Source organism: Lutibacter holmesii (genome assembly GCF_042679665.1).
Lineage (GTDB): Bacteria > Bacteroidota > Bacteroidia > Flavobacteriales > Flavobacteriaceae > Lutibacter > Lutibacter holmesii.
Genome location: NZ_JBHTMV010000004.1, coordinates 553,551 through 569,844, shown reverse-complemented (window position 1 = coordinate 569,844; position 16,294 = coordinate 553,551). Strand labels below are relative to the sequence as shown.

Sequence of the window (16,294 nt, the reverse complement as noted above, 5' to 3'; positions counted from 1 at the left end):
CTTTTTTTATTTTATAATTAGTAGTTTTGTTAGAAATTACAGTTAAATTTTATGAATGTTGATTATCCAATAGATGCCGTAATTCTTTGGGTTGACGGTAACGATGAACTTCACAAAAAAAAGATGTTACCTTTTGTTTCGGATACATCAAAGCTAAAAAAAAAGAGTTTTAGAGAACGTTTTGATCAAGTAGATGAAATTCAATTCTCAGTAAATTCAATTTTAAAATTTGCTCCTTACATTCGAAATATATTTGTAGTAACTGATAATCAAATTCCTGGTTTTTTAAAACATAACAATACGCAAAAGTACAATAGTGTAAAAATTATTGATCACAAAGATATTTTTATAGACTACCAAGAGTATTTGCCAACATTTAATTGTCTTCCAATTGAAACAATGATTACCAATATTCCTGGACTTGCTGAAAATTTTATATATTTTAATGATGATTTTTTTCTAATCAAAAAAACGACTCCTTCAGATTTTTTTAGGGAAGGGAAAGTAGTGTTAAGAGGTGAATGGAGAAATTATGATTCTAATATTTGGCATAAAAATATTGTTTATAAAATTAGAGAATTGTTTGGAGGTAACCCCAAACAATTAACTTACGGATTTAAAAGAAGTCAGCAAAATATAGCTAGAAAGTTAGGGGTGCAAAAGTATTATAAATTTGACCACACACCAGCACCTTTAAAAAAGTCTACAATTGATGCTTATTTTAAGGAAAACCCAGACATGAAACTTTTAAATGCAAAACATAAATTTAGGCATCATACGCAATTTACATTACAAGGTTTAGGGAATCATCTTGAAATTATGAATAATAATGCGATACTTAAAAAGGATTACCAATTGGTATATTTTGGATCGTATGGAAAGCCGTTTTTATGGTATAAATTTGTGTTTTGGTGTGGTAATAAGCAACAAAATAAATTGTTTATGTGTTTACAAAGTTTAAATAATTGTTCTCCAAAGAAATTAAAATTTATTACAACTTGGCTGTCTAAGCAAATAAATGATGCATAAGGTGTATTTTTTAAGGTTAAAATAGTTAGTCATAAATTGCACTTAAGAGAACATTAGCGTAAGTTCTAAATATTTTGACAATGTAAAACTTATTATCAAATGTTGCTTTTACAGTTAATTATTCAATTGTAAATCTTTCGAAAAACAAACCAAAAAGAGTCGCTATTGTAGGGCTCCTTTTTTTTTTGCTATTTTTGCAGAAATACTTTAAAGGTGTATGTTTAAAAAGTTAAGAAAATTTGGTTTAAGGCAATTAAAGAAAATGACATTTTTGCCATCAAAAATATATGTGCCTTTTTTGTACGAATATTTTACTGGAAAGAAATTGAATTTTGAAAACCCCGTTGAATTTAATGCTAAAATTCAATGGTATAAAGTTTTTTATAGACCAAAAATACTAAATCAGTTGGTTGATAAATATGAAGTTAGAGCTTATGTTGAACAAAAAATTGGTGCAAAATATCTTAATGAAATTTATGGAGTATACACAAAGCCAGAAGAAGTAGATTTTGATAAATTACCAAATAAATTTGTAATTAAAGCAGTTCACTCAAGTAGTCATAATTTAATTTGTGAAGACAAATCTGCATTGAATTTAATTAGTTGTCGTAAACGTTTTAAAAAATGGTTAGGCACAAATCAATACTATAGAACGGGTCAAGAATGGGCTTATAAAGATGTTAAACCAAAAATAATTGCTGAAAAATTTATTGAGCAAGAAGGAAGGTCCTCACTTATAGATTATAAATTTTATTGTTTCAATGGAGTTGCAAAATTTGTAGAAGTACATTTAGATAGAAGTCAAAATCATAAACGAGGTTTTTATGATTTAACTTTTAATAAATTGCCTTTTAGATATGTCTCTGTTGATAAATCCATTTCTGAAGAAATTGAAAAGCCAAATAATTTTGAGGAAATGATTCCTTTAGCTGAAAAATTAGCAGCAAATTTTCCTTTTGTTCGAGTAGACTTTTATTCCATAAAGAATCAAATTATTTTTGGAGAAATGACTTTTTATCCTTCAGATGGTAGAAAAGATTTTTATCCTGAATCGTATAATAAAATTATTGGAAATTATTTTATATTACCAAAAATTCCAAAAGGTCAAAAGATTATAACAATTGAGTAAAGTTACGTTTGAATGATAGAAAATGATAAAATACAAATGCCTGTAGATGTTGTTATAACTTGGGTTGATGGTGAAGACGAACAACATATTAAAACGATGGCTCCATATATTTCTGGTGATGCGAGTAGTTGTAAAAAGTTTAGAACTCGTTTTGATCAAGTAGATGAGATAAAATTTACGGTTGATTCTATACTAAAATTTGCTCCTTTTATTCGAAATATATTTATAGTAACTGATAATCAAATACCTGCTTTTTTAACTTCAGAAAAAACAAAAGATAAATATGCGAATGTTTCTATAGTAGATCATAAAGAAATATTTACCGGATATGAAGATTTTTTACCCACATTTAATTGTAGGCCAATAGAAACCCAATTATATAAAATACCAAACTTAGCTGAACATTTTATTTATTTTAATGATGATATGTTTTTGATTAAACCGGTGAAATTAACCGATTTTTTTATAAATAATGTTCCCGTTTTAAGAGGTAAGTGGTTGTTGTTTGAAGAAGATAGGCTGGTAAAAAAAGCAAAGAATCTTATAAAAGGCTCAAAAAAAGAGCGAAAAGCAGGTCATAAATTAGCGCAACAAAAAGGAGCTAAATTAGCTGGCTTTAAAAAGTATTATAAATTTCATCATACTCCATTTCCTTTTAGAAAATCTACTTTTGAAAACTACTTTAGTAAAAATAGGAATCACGAATTAGAGAATGTAAAACACCGTTTTAGAACCAATAAGCAATTTACTCCACAAAGTCTTATAAATCATATTGAGATTAAAAATAAAACCTGTGTTTTAAAAGATGATTACCAGCTTATTTACATTCAATCTTATAAAAAACCTTTGTTGTATTACAAAATGTTACTAAACAAAGCTCAAAGTAATAGTAATACACTTTTTATATGTTTACAAAGTTTAGATCAATGTTCTAAAAATAAGTTAAAGTATTTTGAAAATTGGTCTGAGAAAATTCTTAAAAGCTAACTTATCTATCAAATAAATTGAAAAAAGAACTATCAAATAGCCTACAAGCACTTTCAGCATCAAAAGTGTTATTATACCCTACAGATACGGTTTGGGGAATTGGTTGTGATGCAACTTCAACTAAAACAGTAGCTAAAGTTTTTGAAATTAAACAACGTTCAGAAAGTAAAAGCCTTATTATTTTAGTTGATGGAATTCAAATGTTACAACATTACATACCTTCCATTTCTGAAGAATTATTGAATTTATTGAAAAATAGTAAAAATCCAACCACTATTATTTATAACAATCCCGTAGGATTGGCAAAAAATGTGGTGGCAAGTGATAATACAGTTGCAATTAGAATACCTCAAAACGACTTTTGCAAACAATTAATTACTGCTTTTGGAAAACCAATTGTTTCTACTTCGGCGAATATTAGCGGAGAAAATACCCCCAAAAGTTTTAAAGAAATAAGTCAAGTAGTTTTGGATAAGGTAGACTATATTGTAGATTTGCAGCGCGAAGTTGTAAGCGATAAATCTTCTACTATTTTAAAAGTAGCTGATAACGGAGAAATTATTGTGCTTCGAGCGTAAATTTGCATTAAAATGCACTTTAATAAATTTGAAAGTGTGTATTTTAAATGTGTTAAAACTGAGTGATTAAAAAATATGTCAAACAACAACACTTATAACGATGCCTTAACGCATCCAATTTTCAATTATATTTCACAAGCAGCCATAAATTTACAATTAGAAACCTATGTAATTGGTGGTTTTGTACGTGATTATTTTTTAAAAAGAGGCTCGCATAAAGATGTTGATGTGGTAGCAATTGGAAGTGGAATTGAATTGGCATTAGAAGTTGCTAATTTGTTGCCAAATAAACCTAAAGTACAGGTTTTTAAAACCTATGGTACGGCAATGTTGCGTTATCAAAACATTGAGATTGAGTTTGTTGGAGCTCGCAAAGAATCGTATACTGAAGAGAGCAGAAATCCTGTTGTAAAAAGCGGTACTTTAAAAGACGATCAAAATAGAAGAGATTTCACAATTAACGCATTGGCTTTAAGTTTAAACGAGAATAATTTTGGTGCTTTATTAGATCCATTTAATGGTATACAAGATTTAGAAAATAAAGTAATAAAAACACCACTAAATCCTGATATTACGTATTCTGATGATCCGTTAAGAATGATGCGTGCAATACGTTTTGCAACGCAGTTAAATTTTAATATTGAAGAGGAATCATTAAATGCAATTACTAGAAATTCAGAAAGAATAGATATTATTACTCGAGAGCGTATTGTTACTGAATTGAATAAAATTATAGCATCACCAATTCCGTCGGTTGGTTTTTTGTTGTTAGAAAAAACAAATTTATTACAACGTATTTTACCTGAATTAACTGCACTTAAAGGTGTTGATGAAATTGAAGGTCAAAAGCATAAAGATAATTTTTATCATACCTTAGAAGTGGTAGATAATATTTCAGAACACACCAACGATTTATGGTTGCGTTGGGCTGCCTTATTACACGATATTGGAAAAGCACCAACCAAAAAATTTGATAAAAGTTTAGGGTGGACATTTCATGCACATGAATTTGTAGGTTCAAAAATGGTATATAAATTGTTTAAACGGTTAAAAATGCCTTTGAATGAAAAAATGAAGTTTGTTCAAAAAATGGTGTTTTTAAGTTCAAGACCAATTGTGTTAGCATCTGATGTTACAGATTCAGCCGTTAGGCGTTTAATTTTTGATACAGGTGAAGATATTGATAGTTTAATGACGTTATGTGAAGCAGATATTACTACTAAAAACCCTGCAAAATTTAAGAGATATCATCAAAATTTTAAAATAGTTCGAGAAAAAATTAAAGAAGTTGAAGAACGGGATCACGTGCGAAATTTTCAGCCACCAATTTCGGGTGAATTAATTATGAAGACCTTTAATTTAAAGCCTTGTAGAGAAATTGGGCAACTAAAAGATACTATTAAAGAAGCTATTTTAGATGGTAAAATTAGCAATGATTATGATGAAGCTTACGAATTTATGCTTGAAAGAGCTAAAAAGTTAGGGTTAAAAAGAGCTTAGTTTTTTAGGACTAAAGCTCTTGGCTTTACAGTTAAAAAGATTGCATAGTAACCAATTTGAAGTACTCACCTTTTTGAGCTAATAAATCTTCATGTTTACCTTGTTCTACAATTTTACCTTTTTTCATAACCACAATTAAATCGGCTTTTTGAATAGTAGATAACCTGTGCGCAATTACTAAGGAAGTTCTGTTTTTAGTCATTTCTTCCAAGGCCTTTTGTACCAATTGTTCACTTTCAGTATCTAATGCAGAAGTTGCTTCATCTAACACCATAATTGGAGGATTTTTAAGCACGGCTCTTGCAATACTTAAACGTTGTTTTTGTCCACCAGAAAGCGTGTTACCGCTATCGCCAATATTAGTTTCAAATTGTTGAGGTAAATCTTTAATAAATTCATAAGCATTTGCAATTTTTGAAGCTTCTAAAACTTCTTCGTCACTTGCTTTTGTAACACCTAAACAAATATTATTTTTAATTGTATCATTAAATAGTATAGAATCTTGTGTTACAATTCCCATTAGACCTCTTAATGATTTTTGAGTGATATCTTTTATGTTGACATCATCAATTTTTATAGCACCTTTATTCACATCGTAAAAACGGGTAATTAAATTTGCTAAGGTTGATTTTCCACTTCCAGATTGCCCCACAAGAGCAACTGTTTTCCCTTTTTCAATAGTTAAAGAAAAATTATCTAAAACATATTCATCTTTGTATTTAAAAGAAATATTTTCAAAAGAAATACTTTTTTCAAAAGTTTCTTTTTCAGGTGCGTTGGGTTTATCAATAATAGTGTTTTCTGTTTCTAAAACTTTTAAAATACGCTCGGCTGAGGCATTTCCTTTTTGAATATTATAAAATGCTGTAGAAATTGCTTTAGCTGGATTTAAAACTAAATAAAACAAACCTATGTACCCAAAAAATTCTTGAGGTTTCATGTCACTGTTTTCACCTAATACAAGACGACCACCAAACCATAAAATTGCAATTATGGTAGCAGATCCTAAAAACTCACTCATTGGTGAAGCCAATGTTTTTCTGTGTAAAACACTTGTCATTAAATTTCTAAACTTTGTTGTAGAATCTGTAAATTTCTTTTCAATTTTATCTTCTGCGTTAAAACCTTTTATTACTCTTAAACCTGTTAAAGTTTCTTCAATAAACGATAAAAAATTACCAGTTTCTTGTTGTGCCAAAAGTGAATTTGCTTTTAACCGTTTACCAACCGCTGAAATTATAAATCCCGAAACCGGTAATAATATAAATACAAATAATGTAAGTTTAGCACTAATGGCAAACATTGAAATAAGTGTAAGTATAATGGTTAGTGGTTCACGTACAACAGTTTCTAAAGAGGTTAAAAAAGAAACTTCTACTTCTTGAATATCCGAAGTCATACGAGCAATAATATCACCTTTTTTCTTTTCTGAAAAATAGGAGAGAGGCAATTCTACTATTTTTTTATACAAACTATCTCTTAAATCTTTTACTACGCCATTACGTAAAAACACAAGTACAAAAGAGGCTAAATAGCGAAATAAATTTTTAAAGAAAAATAAACTAAAAGATAAGATACAAATAAAGAGCAATGCTTTATCTATTCCTCCGTTATCCATCAATTCGGTAACTTTGTAGTTTAAAGAACCAGAAACATAGTCGTACAAACTGGCAATGCCGCTGTAAACAGGTTTTACATTTACGGGTTCTTCTTTTCCGAAAAGGATACCTAAAACAGGAATAAAACCTAATACTGAAAGTACATTAAATATGGCATACAAAATGTTGAAAACAACATTTAAGTATGCATATTTAAGGTAAGGTTTTGCGTATGCTAAAATCTTTTTGAAATAATTCATTAAGAAAGTTTCATCTCTTTTATTATTCTTTGAATTTTAGTGTCTAATTCGGCTTCAACTTCTTTTGCTTTTTCAATGCAACATAATTCGCCTCTTACACTAAAGTAAAATTTAATTTTTGGTTCAGTTCCACTTGGTCTTGCAGCTACTTTAGTTCCGTCTACAGTTTCGTAAATTAATACATTTGATTTTGGAATATCAATAGTTTCAACTGTGTTGGTTAATAAGTTGTTTTTTGTTGAAGCTTCATAATCGTACACAAAATTTACTTTAGAACCATCAATTTCTGAAATTGGGTTTTCACGTAAATCAACCATCATTTGTGCAATTTGTTGTGCACCATCCATTCCTTTTTTAACTAAAGAAATTAAATGTTCTTTATAAAAGTTATTATCTACATAAATTTGTAGTAATTCTTGGTACATAGAGCTTCCTTTTGCTTTTGCTTCAGCTGCAATTTCACAAGCTAAAACTGTTGCAGTTACAGCATCTTTATCACGTACAAAGTCTCCAACCATATACCCAAAACTTTCTTCACCACCACCAATAAAGTCTTGTGTTCCTTCGGCTTCACGCACCATTTTTGCAATCCATTTAAAACCGGTTAATCCTACTTTTGTTTCAACACCATAGCTTTCAGCAATTTCATTTACTAAATTGGTAGAAACAATGGTAGAACCTACAAATTGCTTTCCGTTTAATTTACCTGCTTCTTTCCACTTTTTAATTAAAAAGTTGGTCATTAAACACATTGTTTGGTTTCCGTTTAACAACTTCATGTTACCTTCTAAATCTCTAACAGCAATTCCTAATCTGTCGCAATCAGGATCTGTACCAATTACAATATCTCCTTGAATTTGTTCTGCTAAATCTGTAGCCATTTTTAAAGCTGCAGGTTCTTCAGGGTTAGGTGAAGCTACGGTTGGAAAATCTCCGTTTGGAATGCGTTGCTCTTCAACAATATGCACATCTGTATAGCCTGCTTTTGCTAAAGCATCTGGAATAGAAACAATTGATGTACCATGTAATGAAGTAAATACAACTTTTAAATTTTCTTTTCCTTTTGTGTTAAACGCAACATTTTTTACTGAAGCATCAACAAAGGCATCATCTACTTTTTTACCAATAACTTCAATTAAATCTTCATTAGCGTTGAAATTAATTTCAGAAAAATCTAGTTCATTTACTTTTGCTATAATTTTATTGTCGTGTGGTGGTACAATTTGTCCGCCATCTCCCCAATATACTTTATAACCATTATATTCTGGTGGATTGTGAGAAGCTGTTAATACAATACCGGCATCACATCCTAGGTGTTTAACTGCAAATGAAAGTTCAGGAGTTGGGCGTAAATCTTCAAATAAATACACTTTTATATTATTAGCTGAAAGCACATCAGCAACTACTTTTGCAAATAATTGACTATTATGACGGCAGTCAAAAGCAATTACAACACTTAGCTGTTTGTTAGGTAACGTTTCTATTAAATAATTTGAAAGACCTTGAGTTGCTTTTCCAAGCGTGTATTTGTTAATTCGGTTTGTTCCTGCACCCATAACACCACGCATTCCACCAGTACCAAATTCCATACTTTTATAAAAACTATCCGCTAATTTATCTTTGTCGTTTTCAATTAACTCTTTAATTTCTTGTTGTGTATCAGTATCAAAAGTATCTGATAACCATAATTGTGCTTTTTCTAAAATAGTCATGTCTTTATTTGTTTTTTTGATATTTACAAAAATAACGTTATTCACCTTTAATATTCAAATAAAAAAGGCTTTTAACTAAATTGTTATAAATTTAATTTATTTGCAATTGCATATCGGTTTGTGTCCGATTTTGTTCTTAGAATTATTTCGCCTAAAAAACCGGCTAAAAAAAATTGTGTTCCAATAATCATTGTTGATAAAGCTATGTAAAATATTGGTTTTTGTGTAATTAATATGCCTTTAGGATTTAAAAACAATTTGTCTATTCCTAAATAAAAAGCAAATAAAAACCCAAATAGAAACATAATAGTTCCTAATAAACCAAATAAATGCATTGGTCTTTTTCCAAATGTAGATAAAAACCAAATGGTAATAAGGTCTAAAAAACCATTTATAAACCTATCAATTCCAAATTTAGTTACGCCATATTTTCTAGCTTGATGCGTTACTACTTTTTCATCAATTTTAGTAAATCCTGCATTTTTTGCAAGTACAGGAATGTAACGGTGCATTTCACCACGTACATCAACATTTTTTACTACAACATTTTTATAGGCTTTTAAACCACAATTAAAATCGTGTAATTTTAATCCTGAAGTTTTTCTGGCCGCAGCATTGAATAACTTTGATGGAATGTTTTTTCGGATTTTAGAGTCGTAGCGTTTCTTTTTCCAACCCGAAATTAGATCAAAACCTTCGTTTGCAACTAAGTTGTACAATTCAGGAATTTCATTTGGACTGTCTTGTAAATCAGCATCCATTGTAATTACAACATCACCTTTAACTTCTTTAAAACCTGCGTTTAAGGCTTGTGATTTTCCATAATTTCGAAGAAAACGAATACCTTTTACATTTTTATCTTTTTCACATAAGCTTGTAATAACGTTCCAAGAGTTATCTGTGCTTCCGTCATCAATAAAAAGTATTTCATAAGAATAACGATTGGATTGCATAACTTTTGCAATCCAATCGTATAATTCATTTAAAGACTCGTCTTCATTCAATAGTGGAATGACTACTGATATATTCATGTATGTTGTGCTTTATTATTCGTTGTCTTCTTCGCTTCTTTTCATAATTAAACCAGCGATTAATGATATAACAAACCCAAAGAATAAGCTCATAATCATTACAATTGCTGAAATCATTCCAAAGCCAGACATTTTTTTAGCCATTTCTAAAGAAGCTTCCATTTGTTCATCAGACCAGTTTGGGTAAGCTTCTAGCATTGCAGCTTCTTGAACTTTTCCAAGATTCATAAAATAATTTGGTTCAATAAAGTTTACAAATACGTAAAAGTAAACAATGTAAACAAGCCCTGAAATAAGCGCAATACCTAAACCTGTTTTTAATGCTTCTCCTAAACTTAAAAGGTTATTGTTATTTTCCTTTAGTTTTTTAAGACCTAATACAATTAAAACAATTGATGCTGCTCCACTAACAACTTGCATACTCCAATGTGGCTCATAAATATCACCAAAAGCAAAGTTTGCCAAAGCTAATATTATTGAAATGAATCCTAAAATTAAACCGTAGTTTAACATAATGCTTGTTGAAGATGATTTTTGGTTTTCCATAATTTTAAATTAGTTGATTTTTGAATAACAAATATACTAAATACACATTTAGTAGAAGATGTTAAATTAAAGTTTAATAATTGATTTCTTACTAATGCATTAGTTAGCAGAAGTTTAAAAATGTTACATAAAAATATAAAAAAAATGATTGTGTATACTAAAAAATGATTGTAAATTTGCATCCGGCAAGTCCTACACAACTAGCTCCCTTTGAATCCTCCAGGGCGGGAACGCAGCAAAGGTATTAGGTTGTAGCAGTGTGATGTAGGTAGCTTGCCTTTTTTTATGCACTTTTTTGAAGCTTTTAAACAAAGCAATTTACGCACATTTCAATCTTTTCATGTACTTTTGAATTCGAAATTATAAGAATTTTCAATTAATCAATTTAGTTTTATTTTAATGAAAAAAGTAGTGTTAATTACTGGAGGTTCTTCAGGAATAGGAAAATCTGTAGGTGAATTTTTAACTGATAAAGGTTTTGTTGTTTATGGAACAAGTAGAAATCCTGACAAAATAAAAAATCATTCCTTTCCATTAGTGGCCTTAGATGTGAACAATAGTGCAACTATTGAAGCTGCTGTAGCCGAAGTTATTTCAAAAGAAGGACAATTAGATGTTTTAATAAACAATGCCGGTATGGGAATTACAGGGCCTATTGAAGAAACACCTACCCAAGAAATGCGTAAGGTTTTTGATACTAATTTGTTTGGAGCTATTGATGTAATGAAAGCTGTTTTACCTCAAATGAGAAAGCAACAAAGTGGTTTAATTATAAATGTTACTTCAATTGCTGGTTATATGGGCTTGCCTTTTAGAGGTATTTACTCTGCAACCAAAGGCGCTTTAGAAATTGTAACCGAGGCTATAAGAATGGAAGTAAAAAACTTTGGGGTTGAAGTAACCAATGTAGCGCCAGGTGATTTTGCTACAAATATTGCTTCAGGTCGCTATCATACACCAGTATTTGAAAATTCACCTTATAAAAAAGTGTATCAAGAAAATTTAGATTTAATGGATGCGCATGTAGATAGTGGAGGAGATCCAATTGAAATGGCAAAAGCTATTTACAAAGTAATTAATACTTCAAAACCAAAAATACATTACAAAGTGGGAGATTTTATGCAGAAATTTTCTATTGTACTTAAGAAAATATTGCCCGATAAAGTTTATGAAAAGTTATTAATGAATCATTATAAATTATAATGATTTAAGTACTTTTGCATAAAAGTATTTTTTACTAAATTATTTAAAACATAAGACATGAGATTTTTTATTGATACAGCAAACCTTGAACAAATTAAAGAAGCACAAGCTTTAGGTATTTTAGACGGCGTTACAACAAATCCGTCATTAATGGCTAAAGAAGGAATTACAGGTGCAGAAAATATTTTAAAACATTATGTAGCTATTTGTGAAATTGTTGATGGAGATGTTTCTGCAGAAGTTATTGCAACTGATTTTGATGGAATGGTAAAACAAGGTGAGGAATTAGCAGCATTGCACCCTCAAATTGTGGTAAAATTACCTATGATTGCTGATGGTGTAAAGGCTTGTAAATATTTTTCAGATAAAGGAATTAGAACAAATGTTACTTTAGTATTTTCTGCTGGTCAAGCTTTATTGGCTGCAAAAGCAGGTGCTACATATGTATCTCCGTTTTTAGGTAGATTAGATGATATTTCAACAGATGGATTGCATTTAATTTCTGAAATTAGACAAATTTATGACAACTACGGATTTGAAACTGAAATATTAGCAGCCTCAATTCGTCATACAATGCACGTAATTGATTGTGCAAAAATTGGAGCTGATGTTATGACAGGACCTTTATCTTCTATTACAGGTTTATTAAAACACCCTTTAACAGATAGTGGTTTGGCTCAGTTTTTACTAGATTACCAAAAAGGAAACTAATTTTACAATTGCGTACTTTTTTAAAGTTTACGCTAGTAATTATAATAAAAAAACCTGTGAAATTATTTCACAGGTTTTTTTATGTTTATTTTTTATTAGCTTATTAGCTCCAGAATTTTCGTTTTGCATTTAATTCATCTTCTAAACGCTTGTATTCTTCAGGAGAAATTACTTTTAAAGAAGCTGGATCTTGTTCAATTTCAATTTGAATTCTTTTTACAATTTCATCTAATGTTTCATTTTCGTAATCAATTTCCATTGGTTTTTTAATAACCATAGATTGAAGCACATCACGTTTTTTAATATTCAATCCTTTTTTATCAAACGATCTTCTAAAACCATCAATTACAATGGGAACCACAATAGGTTTGTATTGTTTAATAATATGAGCTGTTCCGCGTCTAATAGGTTTAAAAGGTGTAGTTGTTCCTTGAGGAAAAGTAATCACCCAACCATCATCTAAAGCTTTACTAATATTACTAATGTCAGACATTTTTACTTGTCGGTTTATATCTTGTCCTTTGCTTCTCCAAGTTCTATCTATAGAAACAGAGCCTGCGTAAGCAAATATTTTAGGCAATAAACCAGCTTTCATAGTTTCTTTGGCCGCTACAAAGTAAATATTCAATTTTGGTTTCCAAATATATCCAATGTTCTTTATGGTGTTATCTCTACCATTTAAAGCAGCGTTAAATACGTGAAACATGGCTGCTACATCAGCAAAATATGTTTGGTGATTTGATACAAATAAAACATTGGTTTCAGGTAGAGAACGTATAATTTCTGACCCTTCAATTTGAAGTTTATTAAAACGACGGTAACGTCCGTGCGATACGACTCCAAAAAATCGAATGAGCCATTTTTTTATAAATAGAATGTGCCCAAAAGGGTTCTTTTTAAACATTAGAGTTGGTTTGGTTTTATTTATTTGGTTGCACAAACTTACTAAAAAAAAGTTAGATGTTTTTTAAGAGTTCCCTTATTTCATTTAACATCATTGCAGTGGCACCCCAAACAATATAACTGTTTAGTTTAAAGCAGGGTACTGTAATTTCTGTAGCGTAAGATGTAGATAGTGTTGTGTTTGAAATAGTAGTGTTATGTAAGAAATCATCAAGTGATACTGGTATTAATTCTTCTACTTCATGATTTTTTGTAAAAATAGGTGAGTTGTTGCTGAATCCTATATAAGGTGTTACCAAAAAATTACTAGGAGGAATATAAACATTCGTCATTTCCTTTATAATTGTAATTTCATTGGTTGTAACTCCAACTTCTTCATAGGTTTCTCTTAAAGCTGTTTGTTGTAATGAGGTGTCTTTTTGCTCATGTTTTCCGCCAGGAAAACTTATTTGTGCTGAATGTGTTCCTTTATAACTAGCTCTTTTTGTAAGTAAAAAGTGTGTTTCGTTGTTACTGCTAGGGTAAAATAATGCCAATACACCTGCAAATTTTGGGTGTTTGTTTTTTATTTGAGTTTCCGAAAATTGTTTTCTAAGCTCGGGAGCTAATTTAAACTGCGCTTCCAAACCGCCAACAGGGTGTTGACTTATTTTTGGAATAATTTGTTTAAACTGTGAAAACTGCATGCTTAATTTTTAGTGTAAAATGTTGGTAACGATAAATGAAACCTCACGGCAATCAATCTGATTATAATAACAATGGATGTGGTGATTGCATAATTGATGTTAATATCAAGTTTAAACATATTTAAAATTAAGAAGGTAATAGAACCAATAATAGCTGCAGTTGCATAAATTTCTTTTCTAAAAATAACAGGAATTTGATTGCATAGAATATCTCTTATTACGCCTCCAAAAGCAGCTGTCATTGTTCCCAAAGCAATAGAAATAATTGGATTAAAATGAGATTCTACTCCTAATTGTGTACCAATAATGGTAAATATACCCAACCCAATGGTGTCAAATAAAAACATTGACTTTGTTAAAAATTTTATTTGTTTTCTGAAAATAATTGTAATTACTACGGTAGCTAATATGGTGTATACATAATAAGTTTCTAACATCCAGCCTACCGGAGCTCTTCCAATTAATACGTCACGCAGCGTACCTCCACCTAATGCGGTTACAAAAGCAACAATAAAAACACCAAACGGATCAAACTTTTTGTTAATAGCTGTTAAAGCACCAGAAGTTGCAAAAGCAATGGTTCCTAAAAGGTCTAAAACATCAAAAAAGTTCATAGTGTAATTGCAATCAAAGATTGTTAAGGTTTAAACAATGTTATATTTAGCTGCCAACGCCGCGCCAATAATTCCGGCTTCATTTTCAGATTGTGCAGGGACAAATGGTGTTCTAATATTTATTCGAGATTCAAATTTTTCTATTTTTTTACTTGCACCACCACCAATTATAAATAAATCTGGAGATAATAAAAGTTCTATATGCTCAAAATATTCATGTAATCTGTCTCCCCATTCTTTACGGCTTAAATCATATTTTTTACGTGCAGAATCTGCTGCATACTTTTCAAATATTTCACCGTTTTTATAAAGTACGTGTCCAAATTCTGTATTAGGAAGCAATTTTCCATCTAAAAATATTGCAGATCCAATACCTGTTCCTAAAGTAATCATTACTACTACACCTTCAACATTTTTTCCAGCTCCAAATCCTATTTCGGCCAATCCGGCAGCATCTGCATCGTTAACAACACTATATTGGTTGCCTGTTTTTTGGTGAAATAGGGTTCTAACATTTGTGCCTTTCCAGTCTTCGTGTAAGTTTCCACCGCTTAAACAAGTACCGTGTTGCAAAGGTGTTGGAAATCCACAACCTACTAAACCATCCCATTTAAAAAAATGGATCATTTCTTGAATGGTGTTTGCAACGGCTTCTGGCGTAGCGGGTTTTGGTGTTGGTATGCGATGTCTTTCAGTAATAAGTTTACCTGTAGTTGTGTCTACAATTGCCGCTTTTATCCCAGTTCCACCTATATCAATACCTAATATTTCCATTGTTAATTTTTAAGAGTTTGTTGTTTTTGCTAAATGATTTTCAATCCATAGTTTAAAATCGAAGAAGTTTTTTGGAGCAACTCCGTGTCCTACCGGATATTCTTGGTAACTATGTTTTATGTGTAGTTGTTTTAGAAATTCTGGTGCTTTGTTAGCCCATTCAACCGGAATTACTTGATCTACATTTCCGTGAGATATAAAAAAGTCTAATGCTGAATAGTCTTTTAAATTTACATCTTTAGGAAGTAATTCAGGATTAACATAACCGCTTAAAGCAATTACTTTTTGAATAATTTCAGGGTAGTTTAATGCTACCGAATAACTTAAAATAGTTCCTTGGCTAAATCCTAGTAAATAGGTGTTTTCAGGTTTTACTTGGTATTTTTCTTGCACTTCTTTAATAAAAGTAGCTACCAATTCTCTTGCTTCAATAGCTTCTGGAATATCAGAAAATTTACCTTGTGTATCATTAAAGTGAATGGTAAACCAAGAATAACTTCCAAAGCCTAAGGTTTGTGGAGCTTGTACGCTAATAATATGTAATTCATCAGGTAGTTCTTGTGCAAACGAAAATAAATCTTCTTTGTTGCTACCATAACCGTGTAATAAAATAAGTACTGAAGGTGTTTCTGTAGCAGTTATTGGTGCTCTTTCTATATATTTTAGTGATAATTGTTCCATGAAATAATGTTAAGTTGAATTTATGAAATAGCTTTAAACCAGTCTTGAAATTTATCTCCTAAAACAGGAACTTCTTTTTCTTCACCATTAAAAGCTCCAATTAAAGCAATTCCCCAAAGAACAAATGTAGCTGCTAATAATAAAAATCCTAACAGACCAAAACCAAATTTATAGGCAAACCCTGTTACAAAATTCAATAATAATAAGCCTACTGATTGACGAATATGAAAAGATGTAAATGCGTTTTTCTTTGAGTTGTTTGAAATAAAAGCAATTATAAAACCAATCCACCATAAATAGGATATAATTGCCATTGTTTTACCTTCTTCTACTGTGTTATTTTGCATATGTA

The 16,294-nt window shown here is 30.3% G+C and carries 17 protein-coding genes and 1 other RNA gene; 8 read left to right on the top strand and 10 right to left on the bottom strand.

Going from position 1 to position 16,294, the window contains the following annotated elements:
• Positions 1-51: 51 nt before the first annotated feature.
• The 5 genes from ACFQ5N_RS10865 to ACFQ5N_RS10845 all read left to right on the top strand — a co-directional run bounded on the left by ACFQ5N_RS10865 (position 52) and on the right by ACFQ5N_RS10845 (position 5,223).
• Positions 52-1,029, top strand: a complete 978-nt coding sequence (locus ACFQ5N_RS10865; protein ID WP_386809524.1) for a Stealth CR1 domain-containing protein — start codon at positions 52-54, stop codon at positions 1,027-1,029.
• A gap of 262 nt (positions 1,030-1,291) precedes the next feature.
• On the top strand, positions 1,292-2,158 hold the full coding sequence (locus tag ACFQ5N_RS10860) for an ATP-grasp fold amidoligase family protein (RefSeq protein WP_386809721.1): 867 nt from the start codon (positions 1,292-1,294) through the stop codon (positions 2,156-2,158).
• A 12-nt stretch (positions 2,159-2,170) separates the two neighbouring features.
• Entirely contained in the window at positions 2,171-3,145 is a 975-nt protein-coding gene (locus ACFQ5N_RS10855) for a stealth family protein (RefSeq protein WP_386809523.1), read from the top strand.
• A 17-nt stretch (positions 3,146-3,162) separates the two neighbouring features.
• Positions 3,163-3,723: an L-threonylcarbamoyladenylate synthase gene (locus ACFQ5N_RS10850; RefSeq protein ID WP_386809522.1), complete on the top strand. Its 561-nt coding sequence runs from the start codon at positions 3,163-3,165 to the stop codon at positions 3,721-3,723.
• Positions 3,724-3,798: 75 nt separating this feature from the next.
• Positions 3,799-5,223 carry a CCA tRNA nucleotidyltransferase gene (locus ACFQ5N_RS10845; protein ID WP_386809521.1) on the top strand — a complete coding sequence of 475 codons (1,425 nt, stop codon included), beginning with the start codon at positions 3,799-3,801 and terminating at the stop codon, positions 5,221-5,223.
• A 31-nt stretch (positions 5,224-5,254) separates the two neighbouring features.
• Here the strand turns inward: ACFQ5N_RS10845 and ACFQ5N_RS10840 are convergent, their stop codons facing one another.
• The 4 genes from ACFQ5N_RS10840 to ACFQ5N_RS10825 all read right to left on the bottom strand — a co-directional run bounded on the left by ACFQ5N_RS10840 (position 5,255) and on the right by ACFQ5N_RS10825 (position 10,370).
• A complete protein-coding gene (locus ACFQ5N_RS10840) occupies positions 5,255-7,081 on the bottom strand; it encodes an ABC transporter ATP-binding protein (RefSeq protein WP_386809520.1) in 1,827 nt (608 codons plus the stop codon).
• Positions 7,081-8,793: a phospho-sugar mutase gene (locus ACFQ5N_RS10835; RefSeq protein WP_386809519.1), complete on the bottom strand. Its 1,713-nt coding sequence runs from the start codon at positions 8,791-8,793 to the stop codon at positions 7,081-7,083. The genes ACFQ5N_RS10840 and ACFQ5N_RS10835 overlap by 1 nt, the downstream gene beginning before the upstream one ends.
• A gap of 83 nt (positions 8,794-8,876) precedes the next feature.
• The gene (locus tag ACFQ5N_RS10830; protein WP_386809518.1) at positions 8,877-9,824 is read right to left on the bottom strand and encodes a glycosyltransferase family 2 protein; all 948 of its coding nucleotides are present in this window, start codon (positions 9,822-9,824) and stop codon (positions 8,877-8,879) included.
• Between the two features lie 15 nt (positions 9,825-9,839).
• Positions 9,840-10,370, bottom strand: a complete 531-nt coding sequence (locus ACFQ5N_RS10825; protein ID WP_386809517.1) for a DUF4199 domain-containing protein — start codon at positions 10,368-10,370, stop codon at positions 9,840-9,842.
• 183 nt (positions 10,371-10,553) lie between these two features.
• Between ACFQ5N_RS10825 and ffs the strand changes: the two genes are divergently transcribed.
• The 3 genes from ffs (at position 10,554) to fsa (ending at position 12,284) form a co-directional block, all read left to right on the top strand.
• Positions 10,554-10,652: signal recognition particle sRNA small type (ffs, locus tag ACFQ5N_RS10820), an RNA gene on the top strand.
• A 117-nt stretch (positions 10,653-10,769) separates the two neighbouring features.
• Positions 10,770-11,573: an SDR family oxidoreductase gene (locus ACFQ5N_RS10815; protein ID WP_386809516.1), complete on the top strand. Its 804-nt coding sequence runs from the start codon at positions 10,770-10,772 to the stop codon at positions 11,571-11,573.
• 57 nt (positions 11,574-11,630) lie between these two features.
• The gene (gene fsa, locus ACFQ5N_RS10810) at positions 11,631-12,284 is read left to right on the top strand and encodes a fructose-6-phosphate aldolase (protein WP_386809515.1); all 654 of its coding nucleotides are present in this window, start codon (positions 11,631-11,633) and stop codon (positions 12,282-12,284) included.
• A gap of 103 nt (positions 12,285-12,387) precedes the next feature.
• Here the strand turns inward: fsa and ACFQ5N_RS10805 are convergent, their stop codons facing one another.
• Genes ACFQ5N_RS10805 through ACFQ5N_RS10780 form a run of 6 tightly spaced genes read right to left on the bottom strand, consistent with a single transcriptional unit; the run spans position 12,388 to position 16,289 of the window.
• A complete protein-coding gene (locus tag ACFQ5N_RS10805; RefSeq protein WP_386809514.1) occupies positions 12,388-13,188 on the bottom strand; it encodes a lysophospholipid acyltransferase family protein in 801 nt (266 codons plus the stop codon).
• A 52-nt stretch (positions 13,189-13,240) separates the two neighbouring features.
• The gene (locus ACFQ5N_RS10800) at positions 13,241-13,873 is read right to left on the bottom strand and encodes an NUDIX hydrolase (protein WP_386809513.1); all 633 of its coding nucleotides are present in this window, start codon (positions 13,871-13,873) and stop codon (positions 13,241-13,243) included.
• A 2-nt stretch (positions 13,874-13,875) separates the two neighbouring features.
• Positions 13,876-14,487, bottom strand: coding sequence for a trimeric intracellular cation channel family protein (locus ACFQ5N_RS10795; RefSeq protein ID WP_386809512.1), 612 nt, complete (start codon positions 14,485-14,487; stop codon positions 13,876-13,878).
• Between the two features lie 30 nt (positions 14,488-14,517).
• Positions 14,518-15,261, bottom strand: coding sequence for a polyphosphate--glucose phosphotransferase (gene ppgK / locus ACFQ5N_RS10790; protein ID WP_386809511.1), 744 nt, complete (start codon positions 15,259-15,261; stop codon positions 14,518-14,520).
• A gap of 9 nt (positions 15,262-15,270) precedes the next feature.
• Complete coding sequence (locus tag ACFQ5N_RS10785; RefSeq protein ID WP_386809510.1) at positions 15,271-15,942, bottom strand: alpha/beta hydrolase; 672 nt, start codon at positions 15,940-15,942, stop codon at positions 15,271-15,273.
• A 20-nt stretch (positions 15,943-15,962) separates the two neighbouring features.
• Positions 15,963-16,289 carry a DUF4870 domain-containing protein gene (locus tag ACFQ5N_RS10780; RefSeq protein WP_386809509.1) on the bottom strand — a complete coding sequence of 109 codons (327 nt, stop codon included), beginning with the start codon at positions 16,287-16,289 and terminating at the stop codon, positions 15,963-15,965.
• Between the last annotated feature and the right edge of the window lie 5 nt (positions 16,290-16,294).

Excerpts from the sequence above, each read along its gene's own strand:
- ACFQ5N_RS10830 (WP_386809518.1), bottom strand. The coding sequence starts at position 9,824 with ATGAATATATCAGTAGTCATTCCACTATTGAATGAAGACGAGTCTTTA.
- ACFQ5N_RS10785 (WP_386809510.1), bottom strand. The coding sequence starts at position 15,942 with ATGGAACAATTATCACTAAAATATATAGAAAGAGCACCAATAACTGCT.
- ACFQ5N_RS10780 (WP_386809509.1), bottom strand. The coding sequence starts at position 16,289 with ATGCAAAATAACACAGTAGAAGAAGGTAAAACAATGGCAATTATATCC.
- ACFQ5N_RS10800 (WP_386809513.1), bottom strand. The coding sequence starts at position 13,873 with ATGCAGTTTTCACAGTTTAAACAAATTATTCCAAAAATAAGTCAACAC.
- ACFQ5N_RS10835 (WP_386809519.1), bottom strand. The coding sequence starts at position 8,793 with ATGACTATTTTAGAAAAAGCACAATTATGGTTATCAGATACTTTTGAT.
- ACFQ5N_RS10815 (WP_386809516.1), top strand. The coding sequence starts at position 10,770 with ATGAAAAAAGTAGTGTTAATTACTGGAGGTTCTTCAGGAATAGGAAAA.
- ACFQ5N_RS10805 (WP_386809514.1), bottom strand. The coding sequence starts at position 13,188 with ATGTTTAAAAAGAACCCTTTTGGGCACATTCTATTTATAAAAAAATGG.
- fsa (WP_386809515.1), top strand. The coding sequence starts at position 11,631 with ATGAGATTTTTTATTGATACAGCAAACCTTGAACAAATTAAAGAAGCA.
- ppgK (WP_386809511.1), bottom strand. The coding sequence starts at position 15,261 with ATGGAAATATTAGGTATTGATATAGGTGGAACTGGGATAAAAGCGGCA.
- ACFQ5N_RS10860 (WP_386809721.1), top strand. The coding sequence starts at position 1,292 with ATGACATTTTTGCCATCAAAAATATATGTGCCTTTTTTGTACGAATAT.
- ACFQ5N_RS10865 (WP_386809524.1), top strand. The coding sequence starts at position 52 with ATGAATGTTGATTATCCAATAGATGCCGTAATTCTTTGGGTTGACGGT.
- ACFQ5N_RS10845 (WP_386809521.1), top strand. The coding sequence starts at position 3,799 with ATGTCAAACAACAACACTTATAACGATGCCTTAACGCATCCAATTTTC.
- ACFQ5N_RS10840 (WP_386809520.1), bottom strand. The coding sequence starts at position 7,081 with ATGAATTATTTCAAAAAGATTTTAGCATACGCAAAACCTTACCTTAAA.
- ACFQ5N_RS10825 (WP_386809517.1), bottom strand. The coding sequence starts at position 10,370 with ATGGAAAACCAAAAATCATCTTCAACAAGCATTATGTTAAACTACGGT.
- ACFQ5N_RS10795 (WP_386809512.1), bottom strand. The coding sequence starts at position 14,487 with ATGAACTTTTTTGATGTTTTAGACCTTTTAGGAACCATTGCTTTTGCA.
- ACFQ5N_RS10855 (WP_386809523.1), top strand. The coding sequence starts at position 2,171 with ATGATAGAAAATGATAAAATACAAATGCCTGTAGATGTTGTTATAACT.